This window comes from Trichocoleus desertorum AS-A10, from assembly GCF_039962155.1.
Taxonomy (GTDB): Bacteria; Cyanobacteriota; Cyanobacteriia; order FACHB-46; family FACHB-46; genus Trichocoleus.
Map to the genome: position 1 here is coordinate 204,308 of NZ_JAMPKN010000002.1, position 23,135 is coordinate 227,442.

Below are 23,135 nucleotides of genomic sequence, written 5' to 3' on the forward strand. Positions count from 1 at the left end.
AAGTCGCGTCTACTCATCACGTCTGTAAAGGCTTACGCCACGAAATTGAAGCTTCTACTTTCATGAAGCTTAGTCAGTCAAGGCGTCTTGAATCGTCTTGTTGTAAATAATTCGTCCTGGAGTCGTCCGAATATACTGCGAGATTAAATTCCCCTCCCCGTCTTCACGAGTTCTGCGGAACTTATAAACCTTAGTGACCGTACCATCGGTAGACTCTTGGACTTCTAATGGGTCTGTATCCGGTTCATTGGATTCCATAGCACCATCAAAGCGCACCCAAACGTAAGCATGAAGGTCAACCTGTTGCTGCTCATAGGCCGTGATCGCATCATCTAAGCCAGAAAAATAACGGCCTGAACCCTTCTGATGAGTAGGATTTTCCGCAGTCAAGTAATAGCAACCCAACACCATATCTTGGCTCGGAGTGACAATTGGGCGACCTGTCGCTGGCGACAAGATATTATTAGAAGCCAGCATCAACAGCCGAGCCTCTGCTTGCGATTCTAACGAGAGTGGCACGTGAACGGCCATTTGGTCACCATCAAAGTCAGCGTTAAACGCGGGACAAACTAATGGGTGCAATTGAATCGCGCGGCCTTCCACTAGAATCGGTTCAAACGCCTGAATCCCCAAGCGGTGGAGGGTTGGCGCTCGGTTTAGTAGCACTGGGTGACCATCAATCACTTCTTGCAGTACATCCCAAACGCTCGGATCGCCCCGCTGGATTAGCTTCTTCGCAGCCTTGATGTTGTTGACCAAACCTTGGCGAATCAACCGATGAATTACGAAAGGTTGAAATAACTCGATCGCCATTTCCCGTGGCAGCCCGCATTGGTGGATCTTGAGTTTCGGACCCACCACAATTACAGAACGGCCAGAGTAATCTACCCGCTTACCCAATAGGTTTTGGCGGAAGCGACCTTGCTTACCTTCAATAATGTCTGACAGCGACTTCAATGGACGGTTGTTGGCACCTACTACGGTTCGTCCGCGACGACCATTGTCAATCAAGGCATCCACGGCTTCCTGAAGCATCCGTTTCTCGTTACGGACAATGATTTCAGGAGCCAGAATTTCTTGTAGACGGGCTAGACGGTTGTTACGGTTAATTACCCGCCGATATAAGTCATTCAAGTCAGAGGTCGCAAAACGGCCCCCATCCAACTGCACCATTGGCCGCAAATCCGGCGGAATCACCGGAATTACCGACAACACCATCCATTCCGCTTGAGCACCGGTTGCAATGAAGTTGTCAATCACACGCAATCGCTTAATCAGCTTAGCTCGCTTCTGGCCCTTAGAGGTCGCAATTTCCTCGCGCAGCTGCTCAGCTTCTGTTTCTAAGTTGATGTCTTGCAGCAACCGTTGCAGCGCTTCGGCTCCAATGCCAACCTCAACCCCTTCTAGAGGGGAGTCTTCGCTGTAGATTTGGTCTTCAATCTCAATCCACTGGTCTTCTGTCAGCAGCTGCTTATAAGTTAGATTTTCTGCATTACCTGGATTGAGCACCACATAGGCGTTAAAGTAAACAATCTGCTCCACATCCCGTAAAGGCATATCGAGTAGAATCGCCATGTAGCTCGGAATCCCCTTGAGGTACCAAACGTGAGCTACAGGGGCAGCCAGCTTGATATAGCCCATGCGATGCCGACGTACTCGAGATTCTGTGACTTCGACGCCACAACGCTCACAGACGATTCCACGATGCCGAACTCGCTTGTACTTACCACAATGGCATTCCCAATCTTTAGCTGGGCCAAAGATCCGCTCACAGAATAAACCATCCATCTCTGGCTTCAGGGTCCGGTAGTTGATGGTTTCTGGTTTTGTGACTTCACCAACCACCTGCCCATTAGGTAGAGTCCGCTCCCCCCATTGGCGAATTCGATCCGGAGATGCCAGACCAATTTTGACGTAGTCAAATCGCTGTTCTAGCTTTGGCATCGCTTGCAGCTTCCTTAGTATCTATTGTTGAGATCTGTTGTTGGGCTTAGTCTCTGGGTGACAGGTTGCTAGCTGCCAGCTCTATGAACTGACTATTAGCTCTAGCAACCCATCTCACATTGACTTAAACGTCTTCTTCTTCCAGTTCTTCTCTGGAAATGGATTCGTAGGTGGGGCGAGAGGGGGCTCGACGGCTGTTGACGTCCGCCATTAGGTCTACCTCTACATCGCGGCTGGTACCATCCTCCTTCGTCTCTACCTTGTGGACTGCAATATCCAAACAGAGAGACTGGAGTTCTCGCATCAACACCTTAAAAGATTCTGGGGTTCCCGGACGAGGAATGGCTTTCCCTTTGACGATCGCATTGAGGGCTTCATTCCGACCCTGCATGTCATCCGACTTCACAGTCAACAACTCTTGCAAGGTGTAGGCGGCACCAAATGCCTCCAGTGCCCACACTTCCATTTCCCCAAAGCGCTGACCGCCTTGTTGAGCTTTACCACCCAACGGCTGCTGCGTGACGAGCGAGTAAGGTCCAGTAGAACGAGCGTGAATCTTGTCATCCACCAAGTGCACCAGCTTCAGCATGTAAGCTTTACCAATGGTCACAGGTTGATCGAAAGGTTCGCCAGTCCGACCGTCAAAAACTTGAGTTTTGCCAGCATTGTCAGGGTCAAACAACCAAGGTTGTCCCTTTCGTTTGCTCGCTTCCTGAAGTTTGCCGTGCACGGTTTCACGAGACTTCTCTGCCCCGTGCATTTCGTCGAAAGGCACGACCTTGAAGCGGGCATCCAAGTTCTCTCCCGCCCAAGCCAAGAGGCATTCAAAGACTTGGCCCACGTTCATCCGAGAAGGTACGCCCAAGGGATTGAGCACGATATCGACAGGACGACCATCCGGTAAGTAAGGCATGTCTTCGAGCGGCAAAATCCGGGAAATAATTCCCTTGTTGCCGTGACGACCTGCCATTTTATCCCCAACTTGGATCTTGCGCTTCTGGGCTACATAAACCCGCACGACCATGTTGGCACCCGGCGGCAATTCATCTCCTTGCTCACGGGTAAAGACTCGCACATCCACCACTCGGCCTTTTTCGCCGTTAGGAACGCGCAGGGAGTTATCACGAACATCTCTAGCTTTTTCACCAAAGATGGCTCGGAGTAGCTTTTCTTCGGGTGGTTGGTCCGATTCTCCTTTGGGAGTCACTTTACCAACCAAAATGTCGCCTGCTTCTACCCAAGCGCCAATCCGAATGATGCCGCTTTCGTCGAGTTGTCGGAGGGAGTCTTCACCGACGTTGGGAATTTCACGGGTGATTTCTTCGGGGCCAAGCTTGGTTTGACGCGCTTCAATCTCGTATTTCTCAACGTGAATTGAAGTGTAGACGTCGTCAGAAACGAGACGCTCGCTGATCAGGATCGCGTCCTCGTAGTTGTAGCCTTCCCAAGGCATGTAAGCCACTAGAACGTTTTGTCCTAGAGCCAATTCTCCACCTTCGGTCGCTGAACCATCAGCTAGGACTTGACCTGCCACGACGCGATCGCCCACAAACACGATGGGGCGTTGATTCAAGCAGGTATCTTGGTTAGACCGCTGATACTTCTGCATGGGATACTCAATTTCGCGACCTTGAGGATCTCTCACTCGCAGCTTATCAGCCGCTACATAAGTGACTTCACCGTCGGTTCGGCTGACCACAACCATCCCGGAGTCACGCGCTGCCTGAGCTTCCAAACCTGTCCCCACCAAAGGCCGCTCTGGCCGCAACAGAGGAACTGCTTGCCGTTGCATGTTAGAACCCATCAGAGCGCGGTTCGCGTCATCATGCTCTAAGAAAGGAATCAACGAAGCTGCCACCGAAATGATTTGTACGGGCGAGACAGCCACGTAGTCCACCTGATCCGGCGTAGTGGTCGTAAAGTCTTGGCGGTAACGAACAGGAACAGTCACGCCTTGAATGTAGCCTGCCTCATCCATCGGGATATCACCCGGAGCGACCCGCAGATCATCTTCCTCATCTGCAGTCATGTAGATGGGTGGCTGATCCTTCAGAACGCATCCCGTCTCCACAGGATAAAACGGTGTCTCAATGAACCCGTAGGCGTTGACGCGAGCATGAGTTGCCAAGGAACCGATCAAACCAGCGTTTGGACCTTCTGGAGTCTCAATCGGACAAATCCGCCCGTAGTGGCTAGGGTGAATATCCCGTACCGCAAAGCCCGCCCTCTCTCTCGTTAAACCACCAGGGCCTAGGGCACTGAGGCGACGCTTGTGAGTCAACTCGGCCAAAGGATTGGTTTGGTCCATGAACTGAGACAGTTGACTGGAACCAAAGAACTCTTTAATCGCAGCCACGAGAGGTTTGGGGTTCACCAAAGAGGCAGGCGTCAGAGAATCTGCATCCGAGACAGTCATCCGTTCTCGAATAATCCGCTCTAAACGGTTGAGTCCGACTCTAACTTGGTTTTGCAACAACTCACCCACGGAGCGCACCCGACGGTTGCCCAAGTGATCGATGTCATCAATGTTGCCGATATCAAATTCCAAGTTAATCAGGTAATCAATGGCCGCCAAGATATCCTGAGCCGTCAAGACTCGAACGGTATCCGCCACATTGAGTCTGAGTTTCTTGTTGAGCTTATAGCGACCCACCCGACCCAAGTCGTAACGCTTAGGATCAAAGAAGCGGGAGTCCAGCAGTTGTTGTCCCCCGGAAACGGTTGGAGGTTCACCAGGACGCAGTTTGCGGTAAAGCTCCATCAAAGCTTCTTCTTCGCTAAACTGGCCTTCCTTCTCAATCGTTTTCTGGAAGTACTCTGGGTGACGCAGAGCATCAAAAATTTCGTTGTCGGTGAGACCTAAGGCCTTCAACAACACCTGAGCAGATAGTTTGCGGGTTTTGTCAATTCGTACCCACACCAAGTCGTTCTTGTCAGTCTCAAACTTGAGCCAAGCGCCTCGGTTGGGAATCAAGCTGGCATTGTAGGTACGACGACCATTTTTGTCAGTTTCAGACTTATAGTAGACACCAGGGCTGCGAACAATCTGATTGACGATAACCCGCTCAGCACCGTTAATAATGAAGGTACCGCGATCGGTCATTAAAGGCAGGTCACCGATGAAAACTTCCTGCTCTTTAATCTCACCCGTCTCTTTGTTGATCAAGCGGGTAGGAACGTACATCTGGACAGCATAAGTGCCATCCCGTCGCTTCGCTTCATCAACGTCGTATTTGGGTCGCTTCAGTTTGTAATTCTTACCTAGGAAATGTAACTCCAGTTTGCCCGTGTAATCGGTAATAGGCGAGAAGCTCTCTAGCTCCTCAATGAGTCCCTCTTCTAAGAACCAGCGAAAACTGGATCGCTGAATCTCAACTAAATCTGGAAGGGTGAAGGCCAGTGCAGTTTGAGTCTGATTAGTCATGCGTCTCCTCAGGAGGGTCACGCCCAGCGCGAGTCCCAGATGTTATGCGATCTGCACAAAAATGTCAATAGAAAAGTTTGGACCCTGACGAGAAGGACCCAAAAGTGTAGTCTAGCGAATTAAGTGGGCAGTTGAGAGATTTAAGGTAGTCTCCAAGGGGCTTGTTTAGCTAGCAAGCTTGACTTTTTAAATTAAGAGTGGGGAATTGTATGGACTTGCTGAGATTTCAGGGAACTGAAACTTCAGGGGCAGCAGAGGTAGTTTGCAAACAGCAGCCGTCTAATTGGATTGGCTAAAGCTACGAAGCGACCTAAGTAATTCACACTTCTACCATTATGGCGCAAGCAGAGCCTAACTGTGGTCTGTAGTTTTCCAAACCCAGTTGAGATTTTTGCTTGATCAGGAGATGGCGAGTCCTTCAGTTGCTTCCAGTTGTAGCTGAGACAAACCAAAAAGTTTGCAGGCATTCTGTGTGGTCTGCGCTGCCAGCACTTCTAGAGAAACCGATCGCAAATGAGCAACTTGCTCGGCTACATAACGTACATAGGCAGGTTCGTTCCGGCGCTCACCCCGCTTGGGGACAGGAGCTAAGAAGGGGCAGTCTGTTTCTACTAAAAGGCGATCGCTAGGCACCATGCGGGCAGAAGCTTGAATCTGAGCCGCATTTTTGAAAGTCACCGTACCGCTAAAACTGATGTAGAACCCCAGTTCTAGAAACCACTCAGTTTCGCCTGGTGTCCCTCCCCAGCAATGCATTACGCCGCGAACCGGACCTTGGCTTTGCCAAAAATCCTTGAGTAGCTGCGCCATTTCGGGTGCAGCATCTCGGCAATGAATGATCACTGGCAAGTTCAGCGCTTGAGCGATCGCAAGTTGAGCTTGAAACACAGCTGTTTGCTGCTGCCGATTTTCCGCCTTGTAAAAGTCCAAACCCGTTTCCCCAATCGCCACGACTCGAGGGTCAGAGGTAGCCAACTCCAAGATCTGACAATGAGAATCAGGGGTCCATTTGTCCACATCCAGGGGGTGCAGACCTACGGCAAAAGACAGCTCTGGAAACCGATCAGCCAGCACTTGCATACTGCTAAACTCCGCTGGCTCTACACAAGAATGGATCAGATGAACCAAACCTGCTTCTCGCCAGCGCTGAGATATAGCCTCTAAGTCAGGCTGAAAAGCATCAAAGTTGATATGGACGTGCGTATCAATCAACTGCATAAGCGAGTTGCTTGCGGCTTCTAAGATGAACAAGCTGTTTACTGCCAGCAGACTGGCTTGATCCAGTCACTAAACTTTCGCCAGCGCCTTCTCAGCAAAACAGCCTGGCGTTTTAAACACCAGACTACGACAATGCCAGAGTTGAATTATTCGCAGCTAGCTCTACTTTTGCTGACAATCTATTTACAGACTGCCTAGGAAGCAGCAGAAACAGAAGCATCTTGCCGCTTTAGAGCTTTAGCAAGGTTCGATTTCTTGCGAGCCCCAGTGTTAGGATGCAATACGCCTCGCTTCACAGCTTTATCAATTTTGCTGTAAGCATTGGCCATGTGCTGCTGTACTTCTTGCTCTAGCTCAGGGCTAGGATTGGCTGTATAGGTGTCTACAGCTGCTAAGTACTTCTTCATCAGGGTTTTCACCGCTGACTTGTAGGTTTTGTTGCGCAAACGGTTGCGTTCTGCGATCTTGACGCGTTTAATAGCAGACTTAATATTCGCCACAGCCAGTCCTAAGGAAACTCTCTACAACTACTTTCAATGAAATAAAATACCAGAAAAACCAATATAGCATCTCCTCACCCTATTCCGATCCTTCAAAAATCCAGGTTAAGCTAGAGAGGCGAGTACGGGTTTGTCAAACCCGCTCTCCGACGGGTAATTCCTAAGAGACTGCATTCTGACTCCATGCTGCGAATTATTACTCAGCGAACTGAGGCACGGACCGAGCTACGGCGTATTTGCGATCGCACTCACGACGACCAAGTGTTTCACAAAGAAGCCACGGTTCGGGAAGTGTTACAAGCTGTGAAGCGCCAAGGCGATCGAGCCCTGCTACACTACACAGCCGAATTTGATCAACAAGAACTGAAACCTGAAGAATTACGTGTGAGTGGCTCAGAGTTGGATGCTGCCTACCAGCAGGTATCAAAGGAGTTGCTAGATGCGATTCGTCTGGCTCATAAACAGATTGAAGCGTTTCATCGGCAACGAGTCCCTAAAAGCTGGGTGCAGTTTGGTGAAGATGATGTAGTTCTAGGGAAGCGTTATACACCCGTTGATCGAGCAGGGCTCTATGTACCTGGGGGCCGAGGAGCTTATCCTAGTACGGTTTTGATGAACGCAGTTCCAGCGATGGTCGCTCAGGTACCCAGAATTGCGATCGTGACCCCACCAGGACCAGAAAAAACTGTAAACCCAGCCGTACTAGTGGCCGCGCAAGAAGCAGGCGTTCAAGAGATTTATCGAGTGGGTGGGGCGCAAGCGATCGCAGCTTTGGCATTTGGCACCGAAACCATTCCCAAAGTAGATGTGATTACGGGACCGGGAAACATCTATGTCACTTTAGCCAAGAAACTGGTTTACGGCACCGTTGGCATTGACTCCTTAGCTGGCCCTTCAGAAGTATTAGTAATCGCCGACGAAACTGCCAACCCAGTATTTATCGCGGCTGATCTGCTAGCTCAAGCAGAGCACGACCCAATGGCAGCAGCGATCTTAATTACCACAGACTCTTCTCTGGCTCTCAAAGTAGTGGCGGAAGTAGAGCAACAACTAATCGACCATCCCAGACGCACGCTCACTGAGAAGGCGATCGCTCACTACGGCCTAATCATTGTTGTGGATTCGCTCGAAACTGCGGCTGAGCTTTCTAATGAATTTGCCCCAGAGCATTTAGAGCTAGAAGTTGAAGACCCGTGGGCCTTAATTGACCACATTCGTCATGCTGGAGCTATCTTCCTGGGGTCCTCGACACCAGAGGCTGTAGGAGACTACTTAGCAGGTCCCAACCACACCTTGCCTACTTCTGGTTCGGCTCGCTATGCCTCGCCTCTAGGAGTAGAAACCTTTATGAAGCACTCTAGCTTGATTCAATACAGTCCTACAGCGCTACAAAAAGTCTCAGAAGCCGTGGATGTTTTAGCCACAGCGGAAGGGCTCAGTTCTCATGCGGACTCAGTACGACTAAGAACTAAGCCCAAGCAAATAGACCCACAATCCTAAAAAAAGCAAAGTTTACTTACTAACCCTGGAAAGTGCTTCTTGGATTGAACTTTCTCAGCAGTGATTGACAACGAATACAATGCCAATATCGTAGCTCGCATATTTTGGGGTTAGCGATAGTAGACTCTGCTGTATTCTATGAATGCAATGCTAGGAAGACTGTTAGGGGCGCGCTACAAAGTTATTCAAGCTCTAGGCTCAGGCGGGTTTGGTCAGACTTTCATTGCAGAGGACATGCAGCGACCTGGCAATCCCCCCTGCGTGCTCAAGCATCTCAACTTTGCGACGCAGCACCCCCACGTGTTGCAACAGGTGAGGCGCTTATTTTATGCGGAAGCAGAGACTTTAGAAAAATTAGGTAGACATCACGACCAAATTCCTCAACTTTTAGCTTATTTCGAGGAAGCCGAAGAGTTTTATTTGGTGCAAGAGTTTGTACCTGGCAACCCTTTAAGCGTGGAATTGCCTTGGGGGACTAAGTTATCAGAAGCTCAAGTCATTGGCATCTTAGAAGATGTTTTGGGAGTCTTAGCTTACATTCACTCCCAAGGAGTTATTCATCGAGATATTAAACCAGACAATTTGATTCGGCGGCAGCATGACGGCAAATTAGTTTTAATTGATTTTGGTGCAGTCAAAACCATTACTAATCAGGTTGCCGAAACCATAGGCCAAACCCAATTAAGCGTTCCCATTTACACCTCAGGCTATGGAGCGAGTGAGCAATGTTTAGGCAAGCCTCAATTTAGCAGCGACATTTATGCGTTGGGGGTCATCGCTGTTCAAGCCTTAACTGGAATGCGGCCTTCTCAGTTTCCCGTTGATCCAGAGAGCGGAGAGATTGTTTGGCGCGACCAAGCCCGGGTCAGTGTCCAGTTAGCGACTATCATCGACAAGATGGTGCGCTATCACTTCAATCAGCGTTACCAATCAGCGACGACAGTTTTACAAGCGCTGCAACACATTACTGATTTGCCTCGGGCTGATCCTGTCGAGCCTATTATTCCTGCGATCGCAACGCTTGAGAATCCCCCAGATCGCCGACTTCGTCACCTGCGGTCAGTTCTATTAGGGCTGGGCGTTGCCACAATTGCTAGCTTTGGGATGGCGATTTTGCTTAGAAAACCCCTACCTCAACTTTTCAGCGATGTAACTGTAGAAACATCAACTCCAACCCCTAGCCCTGCTACAGCGATCGCGACTGATTACATTAGTTGGGGCGAGAAAATTCTGACACCAGGAACCAGCCAACCTGCCAAACAAAAGGGGGTAGATGCATTGGCAATTAAAGCTTACCCGCAGGCAGAAAAAGCCCTAGAAGTAGCTCGCCAGGCGGAGCGCAGTGACCCAGAAACTTTGATTTACCTCAACAACGCCCGGATTGGAGCCACGCCTGCCCATGCAATCGCCGTCGTTGTCCCGCTGGGTGACACGCTGAATTCTTCCCTAGAAATTTTACGAGGGGTAGCACAAGCTCAAACTCAAGTGAATCAAGGCGGCGGCATCAATGGAGTACCACTGAAAGTAGCGATCGCCAATGATAATAATCAAATCGAAACGGCTCAAGCCATTGCTACAGACTTAATCAATCATCCTCATGTCTTAGGCGTAGTGGGGCATGGTACAAGTGATACCACCTTAGCCGCTGGAAAGGTTTATCAAACAGGGCAATTGGCAATAGTGGCTCCAATTAGTTCTGCCGTGCAACTCTCAACGCTAGGCAGCTACATTTTTCGGGTCATGCCCAGCGATCGCTTCACCGCCCGTGCCCTTTGCAACTACATGCTGACCCGCTTGCAAAAGAAACGAGTCGCTATTTTTTTCAGCTCCAACAGTAGTTACAGTGAATCCCTGAGCAGCGAGTTTAAGAACGCTCTGTTTTATGGTGCTCCGGGCAAGGTTGTAGCTGAGTTCGATCTAGCGGGTCCTGACTTTAATGCCTACGAGAGTGTAGAGAAAGCGATTCAGCAAAAAGCAGAAGTTATTATGCTGGCCGCTCCCAGTCAGGTGAGCGATCGCGCTTTGCAAGTTGTACAGATTAACCGCAGACGGCTTCCCGTTCTCGCCGGAGACAGCATCTATACCAAGAAGACTTTACAAGTGGGAGGGGAGGCAGCAGTCGGCATGGTCGTGGCTGTCCCTTCTAACGTTTTGGGTAATACTCGCCTACCTTTTCAACAGCAAGCCCAGAAGCTATGGGGGCATGAAATTGACTGGCGCACGGCTCTCGCCTATGACTCAACCCAAACTTTAGTCGCAGGAATCCGACGTGATCCTTCCCGTCGTGGAGTCAGACAGACATTGGAAACACCTAACTTCACTGCGACGGGTGCTCTAGGGGCTGTATCTTTTTCTTCAACAGGCGATCGCGAAGGAGTCGTGCAGTTAGTTCAGGTCACACCTGTGGCTAAAAAGCAGTCCCAAGCTTACCAGTTCAAGCCAATCAACTAAAGCTGGCTTGAACGGCGACTTCCTTAAGCTAGTCTGGAGCTTCTATTTAACTGAAGTGCCAGTAGCAGGAGCAATTTCTAGGGTCGTTGCAGGAGCCGAGGGCCGACTAGCAGGGCCCTTTTGCTGTTTCAGGCGTTGTAGTTGGATTGCCCGAAATTGAGCTGCGGCATCGTTTAAATTTTGTTGCTGCTCAGTCCCGTAGTCATCCGCGCTCCGCATACCACCAAAAGCAGCGCGATGCATCAAGTCAAACAAACTAGAGGCACCATTGCCAGAACGGTCAGAAAAGAGATCAGTGCCCCCATCCTTATTTTGAAAATCCTCTAGCGGCTGCACAGCCCCAGCAGTTTGGGCCAAGGTAGCTTGAGGCAGTAGACAAGGAGCAAGCGCAACACCAAGCAACAGACTGAGGGCAAGTCGAGCCTGGAAGCGAGGAGAAGCTAATTTAGTCTGAGGCTGCATCTTCATAAGCCCTTTCGGATCCAATATTTACTAAACTTTGACTGAGATTTTAAGACGCTAGGAAACCAGAAAAGCTCCCATGCTTGAGTATGAGGCTGCGTTGTTTTCTAGTTTGACAGGTTCACTTAACCTAAAGACAGTCTAACTCTGCCGCTCTGGCCTCGCAACGGCCCCAAGACGAGTTAAGCAAAGGTGCGCCGGAGCAGAGGCTGAATACTCAACAAAGCGACGAGGTCAAAAGCAAAGAGCACCAATAAAGCCCCAGCTAGGCTGACTGATCCCCAAGGTGCTTGCATCACGACGCTACTTAAAGCCCAGTCATTGTGTAGATAGAGATAGCGAATCGGCTCGATCGCGTAACTCAGGGGATTGAGCGTCGCTACCACTTGCAACCAGTGGGGCATAAACGACAGAGGGGCAAGGGCTGTACTGGCAAACAACAACGGCAAATTCGTGACAAAAATCACGGCAATCAGTTCGACGTGCCCAGGTAAGGCGAAGGCCAACCCTAAGCTCAACCCAGTTACACCTAGAACCAAGGCAAACACAATTAAGGTGACGACACCCAAGCCTAAAAGATTAGGCAAGCCAGCACCCAAGAAGGCGATCGCGCTGACAATCACTGCTGTCTGAATCAGGCTCAGAGTGGTGATGAAAATCGCCGAGGCTACCACAATCGAGAAGCGAGAAGCGAGAGGTGCTACTAATAGACGATTTAGGAAGCCAAACTCGCGATCGAACATCACGGGGAGACCTGCATTCAAGGCTCCACCAAAGGCCGTGAAGACAATAATGCCTGCCCCTAAAAACTGCCCGTAACTTTGGCTATCCCCAAACAAGCCTTGCGGCACGTTTTGAAACAGAGCGCCAAACAGCACTAGCCACATCAGCGGCTGAATGATGCCCGCAATCAGCGTGGAGGGACGACGCTGCAACTGAATAAACAGGCGACGAGTCAGCGCTAACGTTTCTTGGATAAAGTCGCTCAAAGCGCTGGTCTGAGGCAATGTTGGTTTTGCAGCTAGTCCAACAGCATGACTAGGTAAGGCTGTATTCTCGGAAGTCAAGCTGGGTTTCGGGGGAGTTACACTACGGCTCATTCAACTGTCCTCAGTTAGCTTAGGAATTAGGGCTCAGGGATTAGCGCATATTTTGTTTACGTTCAGCTTTGGGATCACGACTCCCTGCCGCCGCCAGTTCCGCATCTACCAGGGTACGACCTGTAGCAGCGAGGTAAACATCATCTAAACTGGGGCGGGCTTGAGCAATGCCAAACGTAGGTAACCCAGCTTCTTTCAAGGCTTGCTGCACAGTGCTGAGTGCTTCGGTTTGGGGCGCGACTACTAAGTTGAGTGAGTTACCTTGAGCGCTGTTGATAATCACTTCTTGCACAGTTGGCAAAGCTGACAACATGGCTCTGGCTGTCTCTGCTTCTTCAAGGGGCGTAAACTCTCGAATTCTCAGGGTAATGCGATCGCCACCAACTTGATCTTTCAAGGCAGAAGGAGTACCTGTAGCAATCACCAAACCGCGATCGATAATGGCGACGCGATCGGCTAGAGCATCGATTTCTTCTAAATAGTGGCTAGTGATCAGTACAGCAGTGCCTTCTGCTCGTAACTGACGCAGGAAGTTCCAGACGGCCACTCTGCTCTCAATATCTAATCCCACCGTTGGCTCGTCCAGAACCAAGACATCCGGTTGGTGCAACAAACCTGCTGCCAAATCTAGGCGTTTCCGTAACCCCCCAGAATAGGTGCCTGTCTTTTTATCGGCCCACTCTGCCAAGCCCAGTAATTCGATCGCCGTAGCAATTCGTTCTTTAGCGATCGCCCGGGGCAAATGATACAGCGCCGCTTGCAGTTGCAGCAGTTCCCGTCCAGTCAGAACCTTATCCAGCGCCACCTCTTGAGCGACATAGCCCAGCAACTGTCGAGCCGCTCTGGGATTTTCAGTGACTGAGACACCGGACACTTCGACTTGGCCAGCGTCCGGTTGCGCCAGGGTGCAAAGGCAGCGAATCGTAGTAGTTTTACCCGCACCATTCGGTCCTAGGAGACCAAAAATCTCTCCTGGCTCCACCTGAAAAGAAACGTCTTTAACCGCTTCAACCTGACCGTAGCGCTTCTGGAGGTGTTGAATCAGAACAGCGGGAGGCATAGCGATCAATATTCCTTGGCAATTTATAACTAAAGTTTAAGCAGCATCTCCTTTTATTCTAAACAGTTAGACCTTGCAGCATCGGAATGGCGCTGATGAGAGCTTGCAAATGCTCAGTGCAGAAGCTCAAGAGTTGATGGGTGACAGGTAGGCTATCAACTACCATGCCCGCACAAAGCAGCATCATGTAGAGAATGGAATACTTAAACAGCGCTCGCGCCTGATCTAGATCCGCAGGAGCTTGCATCAGTTGCCATGCCTTCTGAACCAAGACTCCACCCAGCAGTAATGCCACGACTGCGTACACAGCACCCATTACATGCAGCGGATAAACCAGCAGTAGCGTGACGGGGATCAAGAGCAAGCTGTACCACAAAATCTGCCGAGCCGTTGCTGCTTCTCCTTCAACCACGGGCAACATCGGCACGCCAACACTCGCGTAGTCTTTACGGATCATCAGCGCCAAGGCCCAGAAATGCGGTGGTGTCCAGAAAAAGACAATTGCAAACAGCACCCAAGCAGCCCAGCTCAGATCACCTGTCACAGCCGCCCAACCCACTAAGGGTGGGATCGCACCCGCAGCTCCGCCAATCACAATGTTTTGGGTGCTGTGCCGTTTAAGCCAATGGGTATAGACCAAGACATAGACCAAAATGCCCGACATCGCTAGCAGGGCGCTGAGCAGATTGGCAAAGACTACCAGCAAAGAAAAGGAAATTGAAGCTAGGGCGATCGCAAAAATTAGCGCATCCCGAGGCTGTATTCGTCCAGAAGGTAAAGGACGGTGCCTAGTACGCTCCATCACATAGTCAATATCGCGATCATATAAACAGTTGATCGTGTTCGCTGAAGCGGCTGCTAAAGTGCCACCCGTCAGCGTCACGAGCAGCAGCAGCGGATTAACTTGACCCTCGGCTGCAATCCACATGCCACCCGCAGTCGTAATTAGCAGCAGCAAGATAATGCGGGGTTTGGTGAGTTGGTAGTAGCTCTGAATAACCTGAACCAAGTTTTGGTTGCGGCGGGGGGCTTGAGTCCAAAGCGTTTCTTGCATTATTTAGTTCCTATAAAACTTGCAGGCTACAACAGCAGGGCCATAAACCTACTGATTTGTAAGCCATCAATGGCCTAACCCTGTTCTTTCAGGTCTTGCCAGAAAAGAAGCTAGGCAGGTTCAGACTGAGCACTCGGCAAGGATGGTCCCGATGAGGTGGTTGGCTCAGCAGCTTTAGCACTGGCGCGATCGCGAAGAGCCAGCACCGTAAACGCTACCAGCGTTCCGAGTAAGCCAGCACCGATTGCTTGGTGAGCCACAGTCAGCGGTTCAACTTGTAGGTGTAAGCGAAATGTAGCGATCCCCAAGGCAACTTGCAACACCAACAAACCTGCAATCCAGTTGGCAAATTGGCGCAGCAGGGGGCTGAGCGCAGGGGTTCGCCAAGCGAGCCACACCGTTGCAAGGGTGGCTAAACTAGCGGGCACCACTCCAGCGATATGGCTGTTCATGACTTGGCAAAGCTGGGCGGCACCAAAGCATTGGTGTAATGCCCACTGAGAGCCAACTAACGCGCCTAAAATGCTTTGAGCATAGACGAAAACAGCGGCGCTCAAGCTGACCCAGGGAAGTTGGCCAACGGTGCCTGTGCCCTGGTAAGGCACCAATGCCATGCGAATCACGAGCAACGTCGTGAAATATAACAGCGCCGTTCCCAAATGAGCCGTAACGATGTCGAAGCGAAGGAGTTCAGTAACCGTCAGCCCTCCCAACACTCCTTGAAACACAATCAAGCCCACCACCAGCGTGGCAGACCAAGGCAACCAAGCTGGCAATTGGCGGCGATTCCACCAAGTAACTCCAAATAAAGCCAGCGAAGACAAACCTAGAAGGGCGGCATCTAAGCGGTGAAACCACTCTAGGAACACTTGCAGATTCATCTGCTGGCGGGGCACCAACTCGCCATAGCACAAAGGCCAGTCGGGGCAGGCTAATCCAGCATTCATGACTCGGGTAGCACTGCCAATCGCCATCAACAGCAACGTCGCGATCGCCATCCGCATGACAAAGCGTGAGATCCATTGAATGAGCTGGGATGACTCTGTCGCTGATTCAGGGTGGCGAGGTAAGACAGAATCTGTCATAAGCGGTACCCTAACAAAAATCAAAATTTACAAGGATTTGAGCCATCTCTTATCCTCACCCTAACACTTGATTTTCAGGATGAAGGGCTCTAGTTATTACTTTAAGGACGCTATCCTGAGATAGAGGTAGGTTTAGGAATTTCTTCGGATTGTGAAGCAAGCCGTGAGTGGTTACATCTGACTTTGAAAAGTTAAACCCGTGTAAAATTCAGACCTAGGATAAACACTTCTAGCGCTTGATTCATCTCTCTTCGGTGCGATCCCGAAGAAATTCCTAAAGATATACAATGACGACCGATCTTCCTAACTCCCTGCTTTACCTTGGTAGGTAGATCGCACTGATAAAGCTTGATGATTCTATTGGCATTTAGCAAATTAATTCAGTTTTGTGGGAAGTCTCTGAGTTGAATTTCCTCATTCAATGAGATCCGAACTCATGAATAAGAATTAGTTGCTACTTAATCTCAAACTTAGTTTTGATAGGACTCTCTAACTAGCCGTGAAAATCCCAAGCGCTATTTCAGCCATGATTGCTGGCATTCTACTGACACTCGTGAGTGTTTGGTACGGCCAAAATCATGATTTGTTGCCAATTGCAGCTTCTGAAGAAGCTCCTCTCGTAGACGGGCTCTTCAATGTAATGATGACTATCGGAACTGGCATTTTCTTGCTGGTTCAGGGAGTCCTCATTGTTTCCATCATTCGATTCCGACGGCGTGAGGGGGACGACACAGACGGGCCTCCCATCCACGGCAACATTCCCCTAGAAATTCTTTGGACCGCGATCCCTGCCATCATTGTTTTGGGTATTTCGGTCTATAGCTTCGAGGTTTATCTGCGGGAAGGGGGCGTTGATCCCATGAATCACGCGGCTGCCCATGCTCCTAAGCCAGAGCGGATCGCTCAAATGCCTGGAGCGGCGATCGCGGCCACCCTTGCGGATGCACCCGCCACAGAAAATCGCAATCAATTGGAGCAAGAGAAGGCTCTGCAAGATCCGGCGACAGCTGCGGTCAGAAATGAAACGATTCCCCAGCGCAAGGATGCTCCGGGTGAAGGAGTTACCGCAGGCAAGGTAGGGGCAACGCCTGATAAGCAAGGCAAAGCCCCCGAAATGGTGGTGAACGTCACAGGCTTGCAATTCGCCTGGATCTTTACTTACCCAGACAGCGGTATTGTTGCGGCTGAGTTGCATGTCCCGGCAGGGCGCGAAGTTAAGCTCAACATCTCTGCCAACGATGTGATTCATGCCTTCTGGGTACCAGAATTTCGCTTGAAGCAAGATGCAGTGCCTGGCTTGCAGAGTGAACTACGCTTTACGCCTAATAGAGTTGGCGAATATCCCCTGATTTGTGCCGAGCTTTGCGGTGCCTACCACGGTGCGATGAAAACTAAAGTCTTGGTTCAGGCCCCTGGAGACTTTGACAATTGGGTTCAAAGTCAGAAGGCGACTGCATCAGCAGATTTGACCCAGGCGATCGCGGCTAACCCACCCGAGCTATCTACCGATGAATTTTTAGCGCCTTACACCCAAGATTTAGGCATCAGCGCAGCAGCCCTCCAGGAACTTCCCCATAGCATGCACCAAATGCATCATGCGGATACTGTTGGTAGTACTGCTAGCTAAATCACGCTCAAATTTAAGGTCTGTTGAGTTTTGCTTTCAGAGAAATTTAGAGACTGTCACTTGGCATCTCTCTGTTGTGAGAATTGGCTATGACACAAGCACAGCTTCAAGAAACTGCCAACATCCCCGCCCACGGCTCCGAGCCTAAAGTGACCCATTGGCGCGAATATTTTGGCTTTAGTACTGACCACAAGGTAATTGGGATTCAGTACCTGGTCACTACGTTTATCTTCTATTTAATTGGTGGTGTCCTGGCAACTGCCGTCCGCACCGAACTGGCAACGCCAGAAGTTGATTTTGTCAGCCGCGAGGTTTACAACAGCTTATTTACGGTCCACGCCACGATCATGATCTTTTTGTGGATCGTGCCAGCAGGAACGGGTGGCTTTGGCAACTTCTTGGTGCCCCTACTGATCGGGGCCAGAGACATGGCCTTCCCCCGGCTGAACGCGATCGCCTTCTGGATCATTCCGCCCGCAGGCTTGTTACTCCTGAGTAGCTTCTTAGTCGGAGCACCGGGTTCAGGTTGGACTTCTTATCCGCCTCTCAGCACTATGGCTGCTGGCAAGGCTGGAGAAGCAATCTGGATCATGAGCGTGCTGTTGCTTGGAACCTCTTCGATCCTGGCGGCGGTCAACTTCATCGTCACGATTGTGAAGATGCGCGCCCCCGGCATGGGCTATAACCAAATGCCTTTGTTCTGCTGGGCCATGCTCTCCACTTCAGCCTTAGCGCTGATTGCTACCCCCGTTCTAGCAGGTGCACTGATTCTCTTGGCCTTTGACCTACTGGCAGGAACGGCATTTTTTAACCCGACGGGTGGCGGTGACCCGATTGTTTACCAGCACTTGTTCTGGTTTTACTCGCACCCCGCCGTTTACATTATGATCTTGCCCTTCTTCGGCATGATCTCGGAAATTTTGCCTGTCCATGCCCGCAAGCCCATCTTTGGCTATAAGGCGATCGCTTACTCCAGCTTGGCGATTAGCTTCTTGGGCCTGATTGTGTGGGCACACCACATGTTCACCAGCGGCACTCCTGCTTGGCTGCGCATGTTTTTCATGATCACGACAATGGTGATCGCCGTCCCCACGGGGATCAAGGTGTTCAGTTGGCTGGCTACCATCTGGGGCGGCAAGCTACGGCTTAACAGCGCCATGTTGTTTGCGATGGGCTTTGTCTCCATGTTTGTCATCGGTGGCATCAGCGGCGTGATGGTGGCGGCTGTCCCCTTTGATATTCACGTCCACGACACTTACTTTGTCGTCGCCCACCTACACTACGTGCTCTTTGGTGGTAGCGTCTTCGGCATCTACGCTGGCTTCTATCACTGGTTCCCCAAAATGACGGGGCGGATGCTGAATGAAACCTGGGGCAAAATTCACTTTGCCATGATGCTGGTTGGCTTCAATATCACTTTCATGCCCATGCACAAGCTTGGCATGGAAGGGATGAACCGACGCATTGCTGAGTACGATCCTAAGTTCGCTACCCTAAACCTAATTTGTTCGATCGGTGCCTATTTGCTGGCGCTCTCTACCATTCCCTTCATTGTGAATGCTTGCTGGAGTTGGATAGCGGGTCCTAAAGCTCCTGACAACCCTTGGCAAGGTCTGACCTTAGAGTGGATGACGACTTCTCCACCCCCTGTGGAAAACTTTGAGAGTGATCCCGTTTTGGCTACAGGTCCCTACGACTATGGGATGGGCAATCGCGCCACTCAAGTCGATGTACCGTTCTCAGATGCCCGCGATCCAGCTTTATCTGCGGGTCCTAGCTCTGCTCTCAGGGCCGAGCCTGATCCAGCGGTTGCAGCTCATCCTGACGATCGCCAAGGCGAAAGTCACAACCGCTGATCAACCCAGATAAATGCACTTGTCGTTGCGCTAAAGGCATTGGAGATTCATGCAAGGTTCCACTATTGACCCGTCGAAAGCCGAGCTAAATTACCATCACCAAGCCGAAGTGTCAGAAGTTTCGGCACACGGAGTTGAGCATCATGACTATCGCTTACTAGGCGTGATTGTGTTCCTGATTGCTGAGGGCATGATCTTCCTGGGCTTATTCACGGCTTATTTAACCTTCCGGGCCGTAGCTCCGAGTTGGCCCCCCGCAGGTACGCCCAAGCTGGAATTACTCCTGCCCAGCATCAACACCGTCATTTTGATTGCTAGCAGCTTTGTGATCCACCAAGCCGATACAGCAGTCAAAAAAGATGATGTGAAAGGGTTACGGACTTGGTTCGCTGTTACGGCTCTGATGGGAGCCGTCTTCTTGTGCGGTCAGATCTATGAGTACAAGCATCTCGAATTTGGCCTCACCTCAAACTTGTTTGGCAGCACCTTCTATGTCCTGACTGGCTTCCACGGTTTACATGTCTGCTTCGGTTTAGTGCTGATGTTGGGTGTGCTGTGGCGATCGCTCAAGCCCAACCACTACTCGAAGGAAAATCACTTTGGCGTAGAAGCCGCTGAATTGTATTGGCACTTTGTAGACGTAATCTGGGTGCTACTCTTTCTGCTGCTCTATCTACTCTAGAAACTGCTGCACCTTAAACTTAATCAGTCTCACCCCCTCCCCAGGGGGTTTTTAATTACTAGTGAATTTAGCAAATATAGATAATGCTTTGTGTATGCGTCGAGGATGGGCAGTGAAACAGGATCAATCTTTTTCCTCAGCAGTTCTACGAGCGATCACCCCATCGTTTAGGGCTTACCGTCGAGCCGTGAGCGCCCTGATTTTGATCATCCCCCTTTTACTCACTGCTTGCGGTGTACCGAGGATTTCCGCCGAGTCCAGACTGTTTTTAGACCGCTCCCTAGAGTTTTTGGGCGAGTATCAACTACCCCAGTCCACTTACGACAACACCCCAGTCGGAGCTTTGTCAGCTCTTACTTATGATCGCCAGCACGATCGCTTTTATGCCGTTTCTAGTGATTCGAGTCAGCAAGCGCCAGCCAGGTTTTACACCTTCAAGCTCAGCCTGGATACCAGCGACACGCAGGCTCCCAAAATTCAGCAGCTCGAAGTGGAGCAGGTAACGCTGCTAAGGCAAGAGAATGGTCAACCCTATGATCCTAATGCGATCGCTCCCGCTGGCATTGCTCTGTCTCCGCAACAGTCTGTCTTTATTTCGAGTGACAGCTTAGATGCCGCAGGGAGCACTCCTTTAGTCGGCGAGTTTGATCTAGCAACAGGCAAGCTACGGCATCGCTTGCCCATCCCCAATCGGTATTTGCCTAGCACTGGCACGCCAGAAGCACCCATAGGGGTTCAAGAACACGGAGCATTTTCGGCCCTCACCATCAGCGCTCCTAGTGTCAGCCCTGCCAATTTAGAACCTTTTCGCATCTTCACCGCCACTCAAACAGCTTTGGTGCAAGATCGCGAGACCGAGAACCAAACCGCTAATAATCGCTTACTTCACTATCTGATCGGAGACGGTCTTCCAGTGCTGATTGCCGAGCATGTGTATCCCATCAAGGCTCCTCCCGTAGGTGCGATCGCGCCTCAACTCACAGAATTGATGGTGCTCGACCAAGGCGGGCATTTCTTGAGCTTGGAAGAAACCCTAGATGACTCCGCCCCCTCTGCCGAAATTTTCCAATTGGCGATGGGTAGCGCTACAGACACTTCTAGTCTGGCCAGTCTACAAGGCGCAGAAGGCATTCAACCGATTCGGAAGCGATCGCTATTAGACTTGAACAAGCTTGGGATTCCGTTGGGTGACTTAGCCGGGATGACTTTGGGGCCACAGTTGCCAGATGGCTCCCAAAGCCTACTGCTGGTCAGCAATAACCACTTACAAGCCGAACAACCAACTCAGGTGCTCTTGTTTCGGCTCAAAAATTCTACCTAAGCTGGCTCAAACCTTTGCTTCGACTGCATTACTGATTAATTTGACTTTAATGACATCTTGAAGCCTCTTTAATCCCTCACTGGTAGGTTATTTCTAGCTGGGCAGTCACTTTCAGCTCTATGGGTCGTGATGATTCGGACCAATGCTGAACAAGTCCTGCTTTTAACTAGGGTGAGGAGAGAAATGGATTCCTTGCAATTTGACCGTTTACTATCCGCTCGCATGAAGCGGCGCAGTCTAATCATTGGGGCGGGGGCTTTAGCAGGGTTGGCGATCGCGAGCCAGAAACCCAGCCGAGTCATTGCAACTCCTCGCTTTACGGACTATCCCTTCAGTCTGGGTGTCGCCTCCGGTGATCCGTTGCCCACCAGTGTAGTGCTGTGGACCAGACTCGCTCCTGATCCCCTCAACGGTGGTGGGATGATTCCCAACCCAGTGCCGATCCAATGGCAAGTAGCGACAGATGCCACCATGCGGCAAGTGGTGCAGCGAGGCACAGCAATGGCTACCCCGGAGCTAGCCCACTCAGTGCGTGTGGTTGTGGAAGGTTTGCAACCCGATCGCTGGTATTGGTATCAATTTCAGGTTGGCAAAGAAATTAGTCCCATTGGTCGCACTCGGACTGCCCCTGCTTTAGGCGATCGCTTCGCTCGTTTGCGCTTTGCCTTTGCCTCTTGCCAAGATTGGCAAAACGGGTATTACACAGCCTATAAACATTTGGCAGAAGAAGAGTTGGATCTCGTCCTACATTTAGGCGACTACATCTACGAATACGGCCCCGAAGCAGGCAAACCCAGACAACACAACGGTCCTGAAATTGTCAGCCTAGAAGATTACCGCAACCGCCACGCCCTTTACAAAACTGATCCCAACCTTCAAGCGGCTCATGCCAACTTTCCTTGGATCGTCACCTGGGATGACCATGAAGTTGACAACAACTACGCCGATGCCATTCCTGAAGATGACCAGAGCCAACAAGCGTTTCTCAGCCGTCGGGCCAACGCCTACCGCGCGTACTACGAGCACATGCCCTTACGCCCCACTGCGTTTCCCAAGGGCCCAGACTTACAGCTCTATCGTCGCTTCGCCTTTGGGGACTTGCTGGAATTTAATGTGCTAGACACTCGGCAATATCGCACCGATCAGCCTTGTGGAGATGAACTCAAACCTCGCTGCCCAGAAGCTTTTGCGACTCAAGCAACCCTCACAGGCCTTAAGCAGGAGCAGTGGCTCTACCGGAATTTAACCCGTTCGCGATCGCGCTGGAATGTCTTGGCTCAGCAGGTGATGCTGGCTCAGTTCGACTTTGACCCCCGACCTACCTCAGAACTGTTCAATATGGATCAGTGGGATGGGTATGTGGCAGCTCGGCAACGCCTGTTCCAGTTTCTCCAAAATCGCCAACCTAGCAATCCGGTTGTGCTGACGGGTGACATTCACTCTAGCTGGGTCCACGATTTGAAGGCTGACTTCAACAATCCCAATTCAGCCACCCTCGGCACTGAATTTGTCGGTACCTCCATTACGTCTGATTTTCCCCAAGCCTTTATTGCTCCTGTCACTGCAGCGCTGCCTGCTAACCCTCACACCAAGTTTTTTGATGGTGCTTTCCGGGGCTACGTCCGCTGCGAGGTCACACCCCAGCAATGGCAGACTGATTTCCGAGTTGTGTCTACCATTCTGGCTCTCGAGGCGACCGTCAGTACTTTGGCGAGTTTTGTCGTACAAGATGGGCAACTTGGAGCCCAACGGATTTAACCAGAATCCTCGACAGTAGCAAAATCAATCCAGCGATCGCCCCACTCTGCCTTAAACATTGGCACTCAAAAGCTGGCCCTTAAAAACTAGCTA

The 23,135-nt window shown here is 50.8% G+C and carries 16 protein-coding genes; 7 read left to right on the top strand and 9 right to left on the bottom strand.

Translation table 11 applies throughout. The features are described from left to right. Positions 1–69: 69 nt before the first annotated feature. From NDA01_RS04765 to rpsT, 4 genes are all read right to left on the bottom strand, one after another. A complete protein-coding gene (locus NDA01_RS04765) occupies positions 70–1,944 on the bottom strand; it encodes a DNA-directed RNA polymerase subunit gamma (RefSeq protein WP_190431416.1) in 1,875 nt (624 codons plus the stop codon). Positions 1,945–2,068: 124 nt separating this feature from the next. Further along, the gene (gene rpoB / locus NDA01_RS04770) at positions 2,069–5,368 is read right to left on the bottom strand and encodes a DNA-directed RNA polymerase subunit beta (RefSeq protein ID WP_348227059.1); all 3,300 of its coding nucleotides are present in this window, start codon (positions 5,366–5,368) and stop codon (positions 2,069–2,071) included. 399 nt (positions 5,369–5,767) lie between these two features. Continuing rightward, positions 5,768–6,586, bottom strand: coding sequence for a TatD family hydrolase (locus NDA01_RS04775; RefSeq protein ID WP_348227060.1), 819 nt, complete (start codon positions 6,584–6,586; stop codon positions 5,768–5,770). Between the two features lie 194 nt (positions 6,587–6,780). Continuing rightward, on the bottom strand, positions 6,781–7,086 hold the full coding sequence (gene rpsT / locus NDA01_RS04780; protein ID WP_190431411.1) for a 30S ribosomal protein S20: 306 nt from the start codon (positions 7,084–7,086) through the stop codon (positions 6,781–6,783). Between the two features lie 183 nt (positions 7,087–7,269). Between rpsT and hisD the strand changes: the two genes are divergently transcribed. Continuing rightward, a complete protein-coding gene (gene hisD, locus NDA01_RS04785) occupies positions 7,270–8,586 on the top strand; it encodes a histidinol dehydrogenase (protein WP_190554146.1) in 1,317 nt (438 codons plus the stop codon). A gap of 138 nt (positions 8,587–8,724) precedes the next feature. Next, positions 8,725–11,037 (top strand): bifunctional serine/threonine-protein kinase/ABC transporter substrate-binding protein, encoded by a 2,313-nt coding sequence (locus NDA01_RS04790; RefSeq protein WP_348227061.1) that lies wholly within the window; start codon positions 8,725–8,727, stop codon positions 11,035–11,037. 42 nt (positions 11,038–11,079) lie between these two features. Here the strand turns inward: NDA01_RS04790 and NDA01_RS04795 are convergent, their stop codons facing one another. The 5 genes from NDA01_RS04795 to NDA01_RS04815 form a co-directional block, all read right to left on the bottom strand. Continuing rightward, a complete protein-coding gene (locus tag NDA01_RS04795; RefSeq protein ID WP_348227062.1) occupies positions 11,080–11,505 on the bottom strand; it encodes a hypothetical protein in 426 nt (141 codons plus the stop codon). Positions 11,506–11,681: 176 nt separating this feature from the next. Beyond that, complete coding sequence (locus NDA01_RS04800) at positions 11,682–12,599, bottom strand: ABC transporter permease (protein WP_348227063.1); 918 nt, start codon at positions 12,597–12,599, stop codon at positions 11,682–11,684. Between the two features lie 40 nt (positions 12,600–12,639). Then, positions 12,640–13,659 carry an ABC transporter ATP-binding protein gene (locus NDA01_RS04805; RefSeq protein WP_348227064.1) on the bottom strand — a complete coding sequence of 340 codons (1,020 nt, stop codon included), beginning with the start codon at positions 13,657–13,659 and terminating at the stop codon, positions 12,640–12,642. Positions 13,660–13,717: 58 nt separating this feature from the next. Further along, positions 13,718–14,713, bottom strand: a complete 996-nt coding sequence (locus tag NDA01_RS04810; protein WP_348227065.1) for a heme o synthase — start codon at positions 14,711–14,713, stop codon at positions 13,718–13,720. Positions 14,714–14,823: 110 nt separating this feature from the next. Further along, positions 14,824–15,798, bottom strand: coding sequence for a COX15/CtaA family protein (locus NDA01_RS04815; RefSeq protein WP_348227066.1), 975 nt, complete (start codon positions 15,796–15,798; stop codon positions 14,824–14,826). Positions 15,799–16,297: 499 nt separating this feature from the next. Here NDA01_RS04815 and NDA01_RS04820 point away from each other — a divergent pair, with 499 nt between their 5' ends. From NDA01_RS04820 to NDA01_RS04840, 5 genes are all read left to right on the top strand, one after another. Next, entirely contained in the window at positions 16,298–17,425 is a 1,128-nt protein-coding gene (locus NDA01_RS04820) for a cytochrome c oxidase subunit II (protein WP_348227067.1), read from the top strand. A gap of 89 nt (positions 17,426–17,514) precedes the next feature. Then, positions 17,515–19,281, top strand: a complete 1,767-nt coding sequence (ctaD, locus tag NDA01_RS04825) for a cytochrome c oxidase subunit I (RefSeq protein WP_190431392.1) — start codon at positions 17,515–17,517, stop codon at positions 19,279–19,281. Between the two features lie 49 nt (positions 19,282–19,330). Continuing rightward, positions 19,331–19,963, top strand: a complete 633-nt coding sequence (locus tag NDA01_RS04830) for a cytochrome c oxidase subunit 3 (protein WP_190431390.1) — start codon at positions 19,331–19,333, stop codon at positions 19,961–19,963. A gap of 112 nt (positions 19,964–20,075) precedes the next feature. Continuing rightward, the gene (locus tag NDA01_RS04835) at positions 20,076–21,284 is read left to right on the top strand and encodes an esterase-like activity of phytase family protein (RefSeq protein ID WP_348227068.1); all 1,209 of its coding nucleotides are present in this window, start codon (positions 20,076–20,078) and stop codon (positions 21,282–21,284) included. A 183-nt stretch (positions 21,285–21,467) separates the two neighbouring features. Next, complete coding sequence (locus tag NDA01_RS04840; protein ID WP_348227069.1) at positions 21,468–23,042, top strand: alkaline phosphatase D family protein; 1,575 nt, start codon at positions 21,468–21,470, stop codon at positions 23,040–23,042. Positions 23,043–23,135 lie beyond the last annotated feature (93 nt).